General features: G+C 74.1%; 14 protein-coding genes and 1 tRNA gene. 6 read left to right on the forward strand and 9 right to left on the reverse strand.

Going from position 1 to position 15,106, the window contains the following annotated elements; translation table 11 throughout:
- Positions 1-17 precede the first annotated feature (17 nt).
- The 7 genes from ACIP89_RS01045 to ACIP89_RS01075 form a co-directional block, all read right to left on the reverse strand.
- Positions 18-91, reverse strand: a tRNA-Lys gene (locus ACIP89_RS01045).
- Positions 82-798: a bifunctional DNA primase/polymerase gene (locus tag ACIP89_RS01050; protein ID WP_402112243.1), complete on the reverse strand. Its 717-nt coding sequence runs from the start codon at positions 796-798 to the stop codon at positions 82-84. Before ACIP89_RS01050 ends, ACIP89_RS01045 begins: the two co-directional genes overlap by 10 nt.
- 152 nt (positions 799-950) lie before the next feature.
- Positions 951-1,292 (reverse strand): hypothetical protein, encoded by a 342-nt coding sequence (locus ACIP89_RS01055; RefSeq protein ID WP_401921763.1) that lies wholly within the window; start codon positions 1,290-1,292, stop codon positions 951-953.
- A gap of 115 nt (positions 1,293-1,407) precedes the next feature.
- Positions 1,408-2,742 carry an AAA domain-containing protein gene (locus tag ACIP89_RS01060; protein ID WP_402112246.1) on the reverse strand — a complete coding sequence of 445 codons (1,335 nt, stop codon included), beginning with the start codon at positions 2,740-2,742 and terminating at the stop codon, positions 1,408-1,410.
- Positions 2,739-4,346, reverse strand: coding sequence for a hypothetical protein (locus tag ACIP89_RS01065; RefSeq protein WP_402112247.1), 1,608 nt, complete (start codon positions 4,344-4,346; stop codon positions 2,739-2,741). The genes ACIP89_RS01060 and ACIP89_RS01065 overlap by 4 nt, the downstream gene beginning before the upstream one ends.
- Positions 4,337-5,515 (reverse strand): hypothetical protein, encoded by a 1,179-nt coding sequence (locus ACIP89_RS01070; protein ID WP_402113445.1) that lies wholly within the window; start codon positions 5,513-5,515, stop codon positions 4,337-4,339. Before ACIP89_RS01070 ends, ACIP89_RS01065 begins: the two co-directional genes overlap by 10 nt.
- Positions 5,409-6,392, reverse strand: coding sequence for a phosphatase PAP2 family protein (locus ACIP89_RS01075; RefSeq protein ID WP_401922355.1), 984 nt, complete (start codon positions 6,390-6,392; stop codon positions 5,409-5,411). Before ACIP89_RS01075 ends, ACIP89_RS01070 begins: the two co-directional genes overlap by 107 nt.
- 301 nt (positions 6,393-6,693) lie before the next feature.
- On the opposite strand from ACIP89_RS01075, the gene ACIP89_RS01080 reads away from it, so the two are divergent.
- A complete protein-coding gene (locus tag ACIP89_RS01080) occupies positions 6,694-7,290 on the forward strand; it encodes a histidine phosphatase family protein (protein ID WP_401921754.1) in 597 nt (198 codons plus the stop codon).
- Between the two features lie 198 nt (positions 7,291-7,488).
- Here the strand turns inward: ACIP89_RS01080 and ACIP89_RS01085 are convergent, their stop codons facing one another.
- A complete protein-coding gene (locus tag ACIP89_RS01085; protein ID WP_402112250.1) occupies positions 7,489-8,880 on the reverse strand; it encodes a tetratricopeptide repeat protein in 1,392 nt (463 codons plus the stop codon).
- Between the two features lie 241 nt (positions 8,881-9,121).
- Here ACIP89_RS01085 and ACIP89_RS01090 point away from each other — a divergent pair, with 241 nt between their 5' ends.
- Complete coding sequence (locus ACIP89_RS01090) at positions 9,122-9,592, forward strand: hypothetical protein (protein WP_401921748.1); 471 nt, start codon at positions 9,122-9,124, stop codon at positions 9,590-9,592.
- 97 nt (positions 9,593-9,689) lie between these two features.
- Positions 9,690-10,616 carry a spermidine synthase gene (locus ACIP89_RS01095; protein ID WP_401921746.1) on the forward strand — a complete coding sequence of 309 codons (927 nt, stop codon included), beginning with the start codon at positions 9,690-9,692 and terminating at the stop codon, positions 10,614-10,616.
- A gap of 18 nt (positions 10,617-10,634) precedes the next feature.
- Here the strand turns inward: ACIP89_RS01095 and ACIP89_RS01100 are convergent, their stop codons facing one another.
- Positions 10,635-11,186 carry a hypothetical protein gene (locus tag ACIP89_RS01100; RefSeq protein WP_402112252.1) on the reverse strand — a complete coding sequence of 184 codons (552 nt, stop codon included), beginning with the start codon at positions 11,184-11,186 and terminating at the stop codon, positions 10,635-10,637.
- A 79-nt stretch (positions 11,187-11,265) separates the two neighbouring features.
- Between ACIP89_RS01100 and ACIP89_RS01105 the strand changes: the two genes are divergently transcribed.
- The 3 genes from ACIP89_RS01105 to ACIP89_RS01115 all read left to right on the forward strand — a co-directional run bounded on the left by ACIP89_RS01105 (position 11,266) and on the right by ACIP89_RS01115 (position 15,051).
- Positions 11,266-11,976 carry a response regulator transcription factor gene (locus ACIP89_RS01105; RefSeq protein ID WP_401921741.1) on the forward strand — a complete coding sequence of 237 codons (711 nt, stop codon included), beginning with the start codon at positions 11,266-11,268 and terminating at the stop codon, positions 11,974-11,976.
- The gene (locus ACIP89_RS01110) at positions 11,973-13,418 is read left to right on the forward strand and encodes an ATP-binding protein (protein ID WP_401921739.1); all 1,446 of its coding nucleotides are present in this window, start codon (positions 11,973-11,975) and stop codon (positions 13,416-13,418) included. Before ACIP89_RS01105 ends, ACIP89_RS01110 begins: the two co-directional genes overlap by 4 nt.
- A 130-nt stretch (positions 13,419-13,548) precedes the next feature.
- Positions 13,549-15,051, forward strand: coding sequence for a cellulose binding domain-containing protein (locus ACIP89_RS01115; RefSeq protein ID WP_402112255.1), 1,503 nt, complete (start codon positions 13,549-13,551; stop codon positions 15,049-15,051).
- Positions 15,052-15,106 lie beyond the last annotated feature (55 nt).

Consider the following 15,106-nt stretch of genomic DNA (forward strand, 5'->3'; position numbering starts at 1 on the left):
GGGGCTTCTTCCGTCTGTGCGCCGCCAGGGACTCGAACCCCGGACCCGCTGATTAAGAGTCAGCTGCTCTAACCAACTGAGCTAGCGGCGCCTGCTGACGTCGTAGACCTTAGCACCCTGATCGGCGGGAGGAAAAATCGAAATACGGGGCCCCGACGAGGGCACGGAGCGGGCCACCCGCACACACGCCCAGAGCAGTACGTCGGGTCCGGGCAGCCAGGGGCTGCGGGTGTCGGGGGCGACCACCCAGCGGGGGCCCGAGGCGTTCGGTCCGCAGGTCAGGGGCGGCACGGTCACCGCGTCCCCGGTGCCGTGACAGAGCAGCGGGGGTACCTTCCGGTCGCTCTCGTCCCGGTCCGCGGCACCCTCCGCGGACCGGTCCGCGGCACCCCCGCCCCACTCCTCCCAGTCGAGCAGCGAGGGCAGCCGCTGGGCGGTCCCGGGGGAGGCGAAGAGCAGCATCCGGCCGCGGTGCGTGGCGACCGGTCCGGAGCCGGGCCCGTCCGCCCAGAGGTGTTCGAGCATCCGGCGCCCGAAGAGCGTGGGCACGTTCACCACGTCGAAGGACGAGCCGCACGGCAGCACGCCGGGGGCGGACGGGTGCGACTCCCACTGGCTCAGGGCGCTGCGCGGATACGCGGCCGCGCCGGCCAGCCAGGCGGCACCGGCCGCCGTCACCTGGGCCGTCTGGTGACCGGCCTGCTCGCGCAGGACGGCGAACACGTCGGCGGCCCGGTCTTCCCGGTAGGGGCCGTTGCCGTGATGCAGGGTCGTTTCGTCTGGCAGCCATGCGGTCATGTACACAGGTCTACCGGGAGTGATCAAGCGGATTCCGAGAGTTGCCGGAAACCGGGACAGGCCGGGGTGGCGAGGAGTATCTTGCCCCCAGGCATATGCCAGTGGTTCTACCCACAGTCAGCGTCGGCCGGTGCCCCGGCGTATCGGCCCGCTCAGGATCTGGGCTCGTTCAGCAGGCTCCGGCCGTACTCGACCATCTTCGTCGCGTAGTCCTCCGTCCACTCCGCCCGCTGTGCGATGTCCGCCGTGGTGAGCCGGTCGAACCGGCGCGGATCTGCCAGCTGGGCGGCCGCGATCGCCTGGAACTCGACCGCCCGGTCGGTCGCGGCGCGGAACGCCAGGGCCAGCTCGGTGGAACGGCTCAGCAGCTCCTTCGGATCCTCCATCGACTCCAGGTCGAAGAAGTGCTCCGGATCGGCGACCGACGCCGACGGCTCGAAGAGCAGGGGTGCGGGGCGCAGCCGCTGCCGCTCGTTCCGCTCGGGTTGTGCCATGTGGTTGTTCCTCCTCCGGTGGGCCAGACGGCCACCCTCTATTGTCCAGCCCGACGCAAGGGCGCCCGGAGCGTACCGGGGGGAGTGCACGGAACCGCCTCGCGCGCCCCCGGGCTCAACGCCCCCACCGCACCCGGTGTTCCGCCAGGTGCGCCAGCACCCGGTGGTTGGCCTCCCAGCCGTCCGGGAACTTCACGGTGACGCCCAGCTGGACCGGCTCCGTCGACGGGTGCTCGTCGAGCAGCTCCGCCACGCCCGCGCGGCAGACCACGATGCAGGCGTGCCGGTGGCGCGAGGCCAGCACACACAGCCGGCCCGTCTCCAGATGGAACGCGGTGGCGTCCGGCCGCCCGGACAGCGGGTGCAGCACCACCGTCACATCGAACTCGCGGCCCTGGAGCCGGTTCGCGGTGTCCACCGCCACGCCCGTCACCCCCAGCTCCGCGAGCGCCGCCCGCACCGCCGCCGCCTGGTCGCGGTGGGCCGTGCCGACCGCCACCCGGTCCGCCGTCACCGGAGCCGGGTCCGGTGAGCGCTCGCTGGTGGCCGCGCCGCCCCGGTCGAGGAGCCGGCGCACCACCGTGGCCACCGCCCGGACCGCCTCCGGGTCGGTGCGCGGGGTGTGCCGGGCGGGCAGCTCCAGCAGCCCCCAGCCGGACTCCGCGGCCTCGTCCAGCACCCGGTCGGCCGCCGAGCCGTCGGACCCGACGCCGAACGACAGCAACCGGTCCCCGTGGTCCGTACCGCTGCGGAACGGGGTGTACGGGTAGAACGCGTCCGAGACCAGCTGCGCGGCCGAGGCGGGCAGCCGCCAGGAGACCGGCAGCCGGCGCTGCGGCAGCTCCGGATTGTGCGCCAGCAACGTGGAGACCGCGCTCGCGGACGGGTCGTAGCTCAGCCCCGCCCACTGGTCCGCGCCGACGATCGAGAACGGGTCGAGCTGGCCCGGATCGCCCACGAACAGCGCCCGCTCGAAGAGCCCGGCGACGGCCAGCAGCGCGTCGGAGCGCATCTGGTACGCCTCGTCGACGATCGCGTGCCCCCACGGCTCGACGTTCTTCACATGGGCCCACTTGGCCGCCGTCGAGATGACGATGTCCAGCCCGGCCAGATCCGCCGCCTTCGCCGACTTGCGTACGTTGTCCAGCCCGTCCAGCACCTTGTCGTACGGGTCGGAGTCGCTGCTGTGCAGCCGGCCGACCGGGAGCCCCGGATCCTTCTCGGCCAGCCGCACCACCAGGTCGTCGACCTGGGCGTTCGTCTGCGCGACGACCATCAGCGGGCGCCCGGCCGCCGCGAGTTCGAGCGCGGCGCGGACCACCAGGGTCGACTTGCCCGCGCCCGGCGGGGAGTCCACCACGATGCCGCGCGCGGTGCCGTTCAGCGTGTCGTCCAGGATCTGGGCGGTGGCCCGGCCCGCCGCCGCCCCGGGGTCGAGTCGCTCGCTCACAGCAGGTCCTCCGGGGTCACGGGATCGGGGCTCTCGGCCGTCGCACCGGCGCACGGCGGACCGCCGTGCGTCCACGGGGTCTCCTCCGCGTCCGGCAGCTTCGGGCCGCCGCGCTGATCGTGCTCGAACAGGGTCCAGGCGATCCTGTCGCCCGGCTCGGGGACGGACCCCGGCGCCGGCTCCTTGCCCCGGCCCATCCGGTCGGTGATCCGCAGCACCAGCGCGGCCGGCTCGCCCTCCTCCGGCGGCCCGTACCCGGCGAACTCGGCGGTCTGCGGCTTGCCGTCCAGCGAGCGGTAGACCTTGACCCGCTCTCCCAGCTGCGGCCGCTCATCGGTCCGGACGGTGACCAGCGGTCGCGGCGAGGGGCGCTTCGACTCGGTGTACGCCATCTCCACCCCGGTCACCTCCCCGAGGAACGCCTCGCCCGCCAGCCGCCGGCCGGCCAGCACCAGCGGATCGTCCAGCGCCTCCTGGGCCTCCAGCTGCGCCTGGGCGGTCTCCCGCGCGGCGAGCTTGCGGGCCGCCGTCACCGCGTCGTCCCGGCGCGGCTGCGGCGGCTCGCCGGACCGCACCCGGTCGCGGTGGCCGGTGAACGACCAGCGGTCGCGGGTCCAGCGGTCCTCTGCCCTGGCCCCCTCCGGCAGCTCCCGCAGCAGGTCCAGGCCCCGCCACACGGCGTCCCAGGTCGGCCGCAGCACGCCCGCCAGCAGCGCCCTGATCTCCCGCTCGGCGCCCGTCAGTGCGGCCAGCCCGGCATCGGCCGCCAGCCCGTCCTCCGCGGCGGCCAGCGCGGTGCGCGCCCGGTCGTACCGCTCGATCGCGGGGGCCAGCAGCCGGTTGTCGAAGTCCGGGTCGGTGGCCGGTCCGGCGGGCGGGCACAGCAGCTGCCCCGCGTGGTCCCGGGCCAGCTCGGCGCGGAGCGCGGCCTCGGCCCCGGACTCGCCGGCCGGCGGATCGACCCAGGCCAGCAGGGCGCCCAGGTGCTGGTCCTCCAGGCTGGACTGGCCGCTCGCCCAGTGCCGGTTGAGCAGATCGGTGCAGGCCAGCAGCAGCGAGGAACCCGGAACCCGGGCGCGCTCGCCGTAGTGCGTGAGCCACCGGCCCAGCAGCGGGACCCGGGCGGGCGCCGGATACGGGGTGTCGGGGTCGTCCTCCGCGGTGCGCCGGAACCGCATGGAGCGGCCCAGCAGCCGGACGAACTCGATGCCCGCCCGGCTCGGCACGATCAGCTGCGCGGCGTCCGTGCACAGCTCGGTCTCGACCTTGACCTTCTTCCCGGTCGCCGGGTCCGTCTCGCTGCGCTCCGCGGGCTCGATGACATCCGCGTACGACTCGATGTGCGGCAGCACCGCCTCCGCCAGCTCCGCGAGGAACGCGAACCGCAGATCCCGGTCGCGCGGCTGGGCCACGACCAGCAGCCGGGGCGCGTCCCGTTCCGAGCCGACCAGGGCGCCGAGCGGGGCGCCCGCCTCGCCGGACGTGGTCAGCGGCACCAGGACCAGCGGCCGGTCCGTGAGGCGGCGGTGGCGGACCGTGGCCAGCGGCTGCGCGCGGCCGCTGTCCACGGCCTCCAGCCTCGCCAGGGTGGAGATCAGTGGCATCCGGACCCGCTCTCCAGCGCCTCGGCACGCAGCGCGGCGGCGCGGCGCAGCGCCGAGACCGTCGGGTCCGCCGGATCGCCCTCCTTGCCCGCCGCCGCGGCCAGCACCGCGCCGACCGTGGTCAGCCCGCCGAGCTCGCCCCGCACACTGCGCCCCAGCGCCTCCACGGCACCGGTGGAGCGCGCCCTTCCCCGGCAGTGGAAGGCCAGTTCGCAGGCGGCCAGGCACTCCGGCGCGTACGCGGCGGCGACCGACTCGACGGCGCGGTCCAGCTCCTGCGGGGAGCGCTCCGGGTCGAAGGTGGTGCCCTCGGGCAGCGCCGCCGCGATGTCCTCGATCCGGGTGAGCCGGATGAGCTGGCGGCGGGTGACCGCACGCTGTTTGCGCACGTCGACGACGGACGCGGCCGGCAGGTTGGAGAAGTCCTTGGGGCAGACCAGCAGCACCCGGTGGCCGACCTCCGCCCCCTCGGTGGCGGCGGCGATCCGCTCCAGCGCCAGCACGTAGACCGCGGACTGGCGGGCGGCCGCGCCGACCTTCGCCGCGTCGGCGGAACCGTCGATCATGGGGAAGGACTTGATCTCGACGACCGTCCAGGTGCCGTCGGGGTGCACCACCACCGCGTCCGGCTCCAGATAGGCGGGCGAGCCCGCCACCTCCAGGGCCAGCATCGGGTGGTCCAGGAGCGCCCAGCCGCCCGTCCCGGTCGCCTCCCGCAGGGCCAGCGCGGTGCGCGCGGCGCGGCCCTCGGGGCCGGCGGCGCTCAGATCGGGCACCGCGACGTCGCGCGGGGGTTCGCCGGGCTCACCGAGCCGCTCGTGCAGCAGCCGCATCAGCTCCGTACCGCCGTCGGCCTTGACCCTGGCCTCGAAGGCGTTGCCGCGCATGAAGGCGAACTGGGACTGGCCGAAGGGGGCCGGTGAGCCGAGTGCGGTGGCCAGGGCGGTCTTGTCGACACCCGCCCCGTCGAGCAGGGCGCGCCGCTTGCAGCCGGGGTTGGCGGCGAGGGCGGCCAGTGCGCGGGCGTCCAGCGGACGGGGTGCGACGGCCGGTCCCCTCAGCTCAGCGAGCCGCTGCCGCAGTGTCACCGCCGACGGTGCGTCCGGCCGCGCTTCCCGCCGGGGCGGGGACGTCGGCCGGGGCAGGTGGACCGGCCGGTGCCGGGGCATCGGTGGGATCTGCGGAGGAGGTCCGCTGGCCGGGGATTCGCTCACCCGCGGAAGTCTTGCATCCGGCACTGACATCCGGGGACTCCGCGGCCGTACTCACCCGTGCGAAGCGGGCCTTGGCCGCGTCGGCGACCTTGTTGGCGAGCCGGGTCACGGGCCGGCCCAGCAGGGCGCCGAGACCCATCACGGCGGCACCGGCCACCGCGTCGAGGAAGTAGTGGTTGGCGGTGCCCATCACCACGAAGACGGTGATCAGGGGATAGGCGACGCCTGCCGCCCGTACGAGCGGGTGGCGCCCGTGGCGCCAGATGAGGATGCCGCACCACAGCGCCCAGCCGACGTGCAGGCTCGGCATCGCCGCGTACTGATTGGTCATCCCGCCCATGCCGCGCGGGGCGGACGCCTCAGTGCCCCACCAGCCGTACGAGCTGTACTGCGCCATCGTGTCGACGAAGCCGTGTCCGGCGGCCAGCAGCCGGGGCGGGCAGGTCGGCATCAGGGTGAAACCGATCAGGCCGAGCATCGTGGAGGTCATCAGCCAGGTGCGGGCCCTGCGGTAGGCCTGCGAGTGGCGCCGGAACATCCAGATGAGCACGGCCGGGGTTATCAGGTAGTGCAGCGACGCGTACGCGAAGTCGGCGGGTATCCCGATCGAGGAGTGCGCGGTGAGCAGCCGGTTCAGGGGGTGCTCGAAGTTGATACGGAGCGTCTGTTCCAGGTCCAGGATGCGCAGCCCGTGGCCGACGGCCGTCGTCACGTCCCCGCGCACCAGCAGTCTGCCGCCCGAATACGCCGCGTACACCAGGGCGAGCAGCGGGAGCTCGGTCCACCAGCGTGGCCGGGGGCGCTGCGCGGGCGCGGTGGTGGCAGGCGGCATCCGGAAGTTCTCCATCATGTGTTCATGCGGCCGACGGCGGACGTTCAACCGTACGGTGCGGTGCGGCCGGGATTCCCCCAGGGGTGCCCCTCGGCACCCCTCAGCCGCTCTGTTCGGTCTGCGATGAGAGGGACGCTCGTACGGCCCCCGGGGTTGCGTCACGCGCGTCTGCGAGATGATGGAAAACCGGACGTTCCGTTCCCACCCGTTCACCCGTAGCGTGTCGGACAGTTGCGTCCCTGTCGATGTCCAAGATCTCAGATCCAGCGTCAGAGGTCTCAGTTTCAGGGAGAGCCGTCACATGGCACCGCGAATCCTGCTTGCCCGGCACGGCCAGACGGAATGGTCCGTCAACGGCAATCACACCGGCAGGACGGACATCCCCCTGCTCGACACCGGGCGTGAGGGCGCCAAGCTGCTCGGGGAGCGGCTGCACCGGGGGCCGTGGGCGGATCTGCCCGGTCTCGAGGTCCGGACCAGCCCGCTGGTACGGGCCTCGGAGACCTGCGAACTCGCGGGCTTCGGCGAGCTGGCCGAGCCGTGGGACGCGCTGATGGAGTGGGACTACGGGGCGTACGAGGGGATGACGCCGGCCGCGATCAAGGCGACCCGCCCGGACTGGTTCATCTGGCGCGACGGCGTCCCGGAGGGGGAGACCCTGGCCGAGCTGTCGGCCCGTGCCGACGAGGTCGTCGAGTGGGCCCGCTCGGCCGACCGCGACGTCCTGGTGTTCGCCCACGGCCACATCCTGCGGGCGCTGGGGGCGCGGTGGCTGGGCGAGGACGTGTCCTTCGCGGCGCGCATCCGGCTGGAGCCGACGTCGCTGTCCGTCCTGGGCTGGGCCTACGGAACCCCGGCCCTGGAACGCTGGAACGACACGGGCCACTTGGAGCGGTAGGCCCCGCTCCGGCGCCCCGGCCCGTCCAGCGCCCCGGACCCCGCGCACCCGGCCAACCCCAGCCCGTCCGGCGTTTGAGGACGGACCCTCGCACCCCAGGGCCCGCATCCCAAGCCTGTCCGGCGTTTGAGGACGGACCCCGCACCCGGTCGGGGCGGGCCGGTCTTCGTGCCCGGGTCCGGGCGGAGGGTTCCGTCCTCAGGCGCCGGACGAGCCGGCCCTCGCGCCCCGCCCCCCGGAGGGCTCCGTGCCGTGGCGGTCGAGGAAGTCCGTGATGTCGACAGACCCCCGGCCCCAGGGCCTCAGCACCGCCACCGCGCCCGCCAGCATCGTCCTGATCCGGGAGGACCGGACCTGGTCCAGCAGGTCCAGCACCTGGTGACCCGTGGCCGCCGCCTCCTCCGCGAGGCCCGCGCGGGCCAGGTCCGTGGTCAGCTCGGCCCGGTACAGCGCCAGGTTCCGGGTGAAGTGCGGGTCCTGCAGCCGCGTCGCACGCCGCGCGTGCCTGGCCGCACGCGACCAGTCGCCCAGCGCCGCCCAGCACTGCGCCTCCAGCATCTCCAGCTCCGCCTCCCGGAAGAAGCTCATCCACTCCGGGTCCGACGGGGCGGGCCCCTGTCCGAACGAGGTGTGCGCCCGGCCGAGCGCCCGCTCGCAGCCGGTACGGTCCCCGAGCCCCGCCCGGCCGCCCGCCTCCCGCAGCGAGAGCAGCGCCATCAGCCGCGGTGAGCCCAGCGGCCGCGCGGCCCGCAGCCCCGCCTCCGCGGCCCGCACCGACTCGCGCGGGCGCCCGGTGTCCCGGGCCAGGAACGACGCGTTGCAGAAGGCGTGCGCCTCCAGCGCGTGGTCCCCGGCCACCCGCGCCGTGGCCAGCGCCTCCGCGTAGTGCGAGCGGGCGTCCTCGAACCGGCCCGAGTCATGGGCCAGCCAGCCCACCGAGATCGCCAGCTCACCGGCCCCCGAGTGCAGCCGGTCCGCCGTGGAGCGCCGGGTCGCGGTTCCGGAGTCGAGCAGCGCGTACGCCGCCCGCAGCGGCTGCGAGGCCCGGCGGTACAGGCCGTCGCCCCCGTGCCGGTCGTCCAGCAGACGGATCTGCCGTACCGCCTTCTCCACGGCGTGCACCTCCGCATCGCCCACCCGGCGCTGCGCGGGCAGGGAGACGGAGGCGGACATGCCGCCCAGGCCCAGGCTCAGGGACGCGGCCGCCATGGTGGTGGAGCCGCTTGTCATGAATACGCGACGCAGCACGTCGCACTCCTCGTCGGTGTCGCTGCGGAGCAGCGGCGAAGTCGGGGACGAAGGGGCGTCCGCGGCGGCCGGCGCCCCCCGGCCGCGTACCGATTCACGCGGTGAGAAGCCCAGGTCCACCAGGTTCGCCCCGGGGAACATGTGCAGGAAGACCCGCTCGTACGCGTAGTTCGGGCAACGGATCTCGCCGGACTCCACGCGCCCGATGTACCGGGCGTCGCACGCGACCTGCTCGCCGATCTCGCGGGCGGACCTGCGTACCGCGGCAGCGAACTCCCCGGCGGAGCGCTGTCCGCGCAGCCGTCGGAAGGCGAGGTTCGGAACTGCCCGTGTCGACACCATGGCGGGGCCCTCTCTGGCGCGAGCCGGGCGATTGTTTCCGGTGTCCCGGCGGAGCAAGAACGTACCTGTCGTGACAACTCCCACACACTGCGTTTACTGACAAAACGGGTATCTCGCCCACGATCCGCCATGAACTGCCACCCTTTGAAGCGGTGTGGGGCCGTAGCCCTTGACGTGCTCCGCGCGTTGGTCCATGTGGCGACGGAGTCCGGCTCCGCCCGGCGATGAGAGGAGAGGTCCCTTGTTGCACACCGACATGGCGACCGGCTCGCGGACGACCGCGACGACGGCCGCACAGACCGCGACGACCGGCCCCATGGCACCCGCGAAGGAGCTCGCCGCGACCGGCCCGCTTCCCGGCGCGGAACCCTGCGACCTGGTGACCGTTCCCGCCCGTCAGGGCCTGGAGGCCGCGGACATCCTGCGCCGGGGCGCCGATCAGGAGGCGGTCGGCCCGGTCCTGCACGACGGCCCCTGCGCCACCGTCGGCTTCCTGGTGCCGCCGGGCACCGCCGAGGCCTGGGACGTACCCGGCAGCGCCTGTACGAGGACCGACGGGCGGGGGCTGCGCATCCCCGCGGAGCCGCCCGTCTCCGGCAGCGGCTGGCTGCTGCCGCCCGGCGACATCACCTCGGTCACCGACCCGGCCGCGCTGCGGGCCGCGCTCGACCAGGCCGCCCGGCTGATCGAGGCGGCCGACAACTGCCGCTGAGCCCATAATGTCCGCGGGGGCGGTGAGCGTGACCGCCCCGCCCGGCCGGAACCGGCCGGTGCCGGACCCTATGAGCGGTGAGCAGGTACGAACGGCAGTGGCACGTCGAGGAGGTTCCGGCGGAGCGGGCGACCGCAAGCAGCGCGCGGACCGCAGGACCGACCGCAAGGCTGCCCGCGGCTCCGGTCAGCCCGGGGGCGACGTCTCGGAACCGGTGGACGGCGGCCTCGCCGAGCTGGTCCCCGACCGGGAGCGCAGGCGGGCCTGGACGCTGACCATCGACGGCGCCCCGCAGTCCCATGTGGACCTCGAAGACCCGGCGTACCTCTCCTTCGAGTACCAGCGCCGGATCGGCCACATCGCGGACCTGGCCGCGCCCGCCGGGCAGCCGCTGCACGTCGTGCACCTGGGCGGCGGGGCCTTCACGCTCGCCCGCTACATCGCGGCGACCCGGCCCCGCTCCACCCAGCAGATCGTCGAGGTGGACGCGGCGCTCGTCCAGCTGGTGCGCCGGGAACTGCCGCTGGACCCGCAGGCCAGGATCAGGGTCAGGACCACCGACGCCCGCGCCGGGCTCGGGAAGATCCAGGACGGCTGGGCCGATCTGGTCATCGCGGACGTCTTCAGCGGGGCCCGGACCCCCGCCCACCTCACCAGCACCGAGTTCCTCGCGGAGGTGCGCCGGGTCCTGAAGCCCGGCGGGACCTACGTGGCCAACCTCGCGGACGGCCCCCCGCTGGCCCATCTGCGCGGCCAGATCGCCACCGCCGCCACCGTCTTCCCCGAGCTGGCGCTGGCCGCGGACCCGACCGTGTTCCGCGGCCGGCGCTTCGGCAACGCCGTACTGCTCGCCTCCGACGTGGTGCCGAAGCTCGCGGAGCTGACCCGCCGGGTGGCGACCGATCCGCATCCGGGCCGCGTCGAACACGGCCGGGCGCTCGCGGACTTCACCGGGGGCGCGGCCCCGGTGCACGACGCCGACGCCCGGCCCTCGCCGCCGCCGCCCGCGTCCGCCTTCGACTGACCGCCCGCCGCACCGCCGTCACGTCACGATCTCGACCTTCGGCGGATAGCCGTTCCACGTGCAGAACACCGAGACCGTCGTGCCGTCGTCCCGGGCGAAGTTGACCCGGATCCAGGCCGGTTCCGTCCACACCCGCATCGACCAGCCCTGTTCCGGAGTCGCGGAGACCAGTTCGGCGCTGTCCGCGCCCAGCTCGAAGACGACCCGTCCGCCGTCCGTCGCGTAACTCCTCGCCGTCCCGGCGGGGGTGGCCGTGGCGGCGGGCCGAGACGTGCCCGCCGAGGCGTGCGGGCGTGCGGGGGAGGGACTCACCGAGGTCACGGACGGCTTCGGGGCGGAGGCGGGCCTGCCGCCGCCGGACGAAGGAGACGGGGACCGGGAGGGCTCGGGGCGGTGCGTCGAGGACGACAGCGTCTCCGTGGTCGCCCGCGCGCTCGCGGAGATCGCCACCGCACGCGGCGGGTCGTACGCCGTCCCCGCCATCACGGTGTGCACGCCCCACCACGAGAGCGTGACGGCGGCGCCGGTGGCGAGCGACCACGCGAGCCCGTGTACGAGTCCTCGTTGCATCCGGCACATCCTGCACCATGGGGGCCGCCGTCCGGATCCGGGCGGACCCCGGGGTGCCCGATGGCGTACGGTGCCGCCCATGCCAAGTGTGCTTGTGGTCGAGGACGACCAGTTCGTACGTTCCGCCCTCATCCGGCACCTGACCGAGGCGTCGCACACCGTACGGAGTGTCGGCACCGCGCTCGAAGCGCTGCGCGAGGTCGCCCACTTCCGCTTCGACGTGGTCATCCTCGATCTCGGGCTGCCCGATCTCGACGGCTCGGAGGCGCTCAAGATGCTGCGCGGCATCACCGACGTGCCCGTCATCATCGCGACCGCCCGGGACGACGAGAGCGAGATCGTCCGGCTGCTCAACGACGGTGCGGACGACTACCTGACCAAGCCCTTCTCCGTGGAGCACCTCGCCGCGCGGATGGCCGCCGTGCTGCGCCGCTCGCGCGCCTCCGAGGGCCGGTCGGCCTCCCCGCGCGTCATCCGGGTCGGCGGGCTCTCCATCGACCCGCTGCGGCGCCTGGCCGAACTCGACGGCACCGACCTCGACCTCACCCGGCGGGAGTTCGACCTGCTGACCTTCCTGGCCGGCCGGCCCGGCGTCGTCGTCCCGCGCAAGGAACTCCTCGCCGAGGTCTGGCAGCAGTCGTACGGGGACGACCAGACCATCGACGTCCATCTGTCCTGGCTCCGCCGGAAACTGGGCGAGACGGCGGCCCGGCCCCGCTACCTGCACACCCTGCGCGGCGTCGGCGTGAAACTGCAGCCGCCCGCCGCGCCCCCGGAGCGGCCCGCATGAGATGGGCGCTGGTCAAGGTCTGCCTGGCCGTCACCGCGATGGTCGTGATCGCCTTCGCCGTGCCCCTCGGTCTCGTCATCAGGGAGATGGCCAGTGACCGGGCCTTCTCCGACGCCGAACGGCAGGCCGCGACGATCGGCCCCACGCTCTCCATCACCACCGACCGCGCCGAACTCCTCAAGGCCGTGCTCACCACCGAACCCGGTGCCCACGACCGGATGGCCGTCCACATACCCGCCGCGGCGGAGGCCGACCGGCAGGCGGTGGAGATCGGCCGCCGGCGCGCCACCCGCAAGGACCTGGAGACCGTACGGGCATCGGGCCGCGCCTCCATCTCCGAGGTACCCGGCGGCTCCGCGCTCCTCCAGCCCACCGCGCTCGGCGCCGGGGGCACCGCCGTCGTCGAGGTGTTCGTGCCCGAGGACGAGGTCTCCAACGGGGTCACCACCGCCTGGCTGATGCTGGCGGGCGTCGGCGTCGCGCTGATCGTCGGCTCGGTCGCGGTGGCCGACCGGCTCGGCGTACGCATGGTGGAGCCCGCCCGTCGCCTCGCGGGGGCCGCCCAGGACCTGGGGGAGGGGCGGCTCGGGACCCGGGTGCCGGAGGAGGGCCCGACCGAACTGCACTCCGCCGCCGTCGCGTTCAACTCCATGGCCGACCAGGTCGTCCAGCTCCTCGCCAACGAACGGGAACTGGCCGCCGACCTCTCCCACCGGCTGCGCACCCCGCTCACCGTGCTGCGGCTCAACGCCGCCTCGCTCGGAGAGGGCCCGGCGGCCGAGCAGACCCGGGCGGCCGTCGAGCAGCTGGAGCGCGAGGTCGACACGATCATCAGGACCGCCCGGGAGCAGCGCCCGCAGACCCAGGGGCAGGGCGGCGGCCCGGGAGCCGGCTGCGACGCCTCCGAGGTGATCCGCGAACGCATGGCCTTCTGGTCGGCGCTGGCTGAGGACGAGGGCCGCGAGGTGCGCCTCGCCGGAGTGGACCGTACGGTACGCATCCCGGTGGCCCGCCCCGAACTGGCGGCGGCGCTGGACGCGCTGCTCGGCAACGTGTTCCGGCACACCCCGGAGGGCACCGCCTTCGCCGTGGACGTGCACCACAGCGGCGAGGCGGTGATCGTGCTGGTCTCGGACGCGGGCGGCGGCATCGCGGACCCCAGGGCGGCGCTGGCGCGCGGCGGCAGCGGACAGGGCGGCGCGAAGGGCGCGGTGGGCTCGACCGGGCTCGGCCTCGACATCGTCCGCCGGGTCGCGGAGTCCACCGGCGGCGATGTGCGGATCGGCCGCTCGGTGCTCGGCGGCACGGAGGTGCGCATCTGGATCGGGCTGGGCGGGCAGCGGCCGAAGGGGCGCGGGCACCGGGTCGGACGGCAGCGGCGCGCGGTGGGCCGGCGCAGCGCGGGGAGTCGATTCCGCTCCGGCGCGGGCCCGAACCTTTAGACCGGCCGATGCGCTCCTTAAGCCCACCCTAAGAACATCAACTCCTGCCCGAAGTGCCGCATTTGCCGGGCCCGGTGCCGCTAGCGTCTTCTCGCATCCCCCCACTTCCGTAGGACGAGGCAGGAACGCGATGGGCACCAGCACGCACCGGCGCACGGCGAGCACCCGGACCAAGGCGATCGGCGCGGTCGTCGCCGCGGCCGTGATCGGCGGGACGGTCTTCGCCCTCACCGGCACGGCCCAGGCGTCGGCGGTCGGTGCCGCCTACACCAGGACCAGCGGCTGGACGGGCGGCTACACCGCGCAGTACGTCGTCACCAACGACACGGACAGCGCCAAGTCCGGCTGGACGCTGGAGTTCGACCTGCCGGCGGGTACGAAGCTCAGCTCCCTCTGGAACGGCGAGCACACCGTCGACGGCAACCACGTCACCGTCAGGCCTTCGAGCTGGGACAAGGAGCTGGCCCCCGGCAAGTCCGTCACCATCGGCTTCGTCACCAGCTCGGACGACAAGGCGGCCGACCCCACCGGCTGCGTCGTCGACGGCACCAAGTGCTCCGTCGACACCGGCGCCACCCCGGAGCCCAGCGGCCGCCCCACCGGCACCGCGACCCCGACATCCGCCGCCACTCCCACCGGCACCGCGACCCCCACGTCCGCCCCCACCCCCACCGGGTCCGCCACCCCCACGCCGACGCCCACCCGGACCGGCGCGGGCTCCGGCAGCGGCGGTACGGCGAGCGGGGCGGGCTTCGCCCCGTACGTCGACACCTCCCTCTACCCCGCCTTCGACCTCACCGGCACCGCCGCCAAGACCGGCGTCAAGCAGTTCAACCTCGCCTTCATCACCTCCGGCGGCGGCTGCGCCCCGCTCTGGGGCGGCGTCACCGGCCTCGGTGACGACCAGGTCGCCTCCCAGATCGACGGCCTGCGCGCGGCGGGCGGCGACGTCCGGGTCTCCTTCGGCGGCGCGTCCGGTTCCGAGCTGGCACTGAACTGCACCTCGGCGGCCGACCTGGCCGCGGCCTACGGCAAGGTCGTGGACACGTACAAGCTGACGAAGGTCGACTTCGACATCGAGGGCGGCGCGCTCCCCGACACCGCGGCCAACTCCCGCCGCTCCCAGGCCATCGCGCAGCTCCAGAAGTCCCACCCCGGCCTGGACGTCTCCTTCACCCTGCCGGTGATGCCGGAGGGCCTGACCCAGCCCGGGGTGGACCTGGTCGCCGACGCGAAGAAGAACGGCGTCGGCGTCGGGGCCGTCAACATCATGGCGATGGACTACGGCGCCTCGTACAGCGGTGACATGGGCACGTACGCGATCCAGGCGGCCACCGCGACGCAGGCCCAGATCAAGGGCGTGCTCGGGCTCTCGGACGCGGAGGCCTGGAAGGCCGTCGCGGTCACCCCGATGATCGGCGTGAACGACGTCAGCACCGAGATCTTCAAGGTCGAGAACGCCACCCAGCTGGTGGAGTTCGCCCGGGAGAAGGGCCTCGGCCGGCTCGCGATGTGGTCGGGCACCCGGGACAAGGAGTGCGAGGGCGGCGCGAAGCCGGCCGCCGACGCCTCGTGCAGCTCGATCGCCCAGGAGCCGCTCGCCTTCACGAAGGCGTTCGGCGCCTACAAGTAGCCACCCTCCCCCCGCGCATCCCGGCCGGTCCCCACATCCCCCCACGCCCGGCCGG

This window comes from Streptomyces sp. NPDC088730 (assembly GCF_044751215.1).
Taxonomy (GTDB): Bacteria; Actinomycetota; Actinomycetes; order Streptomycetales; family Streptomycetaceae; genus Streptomyces.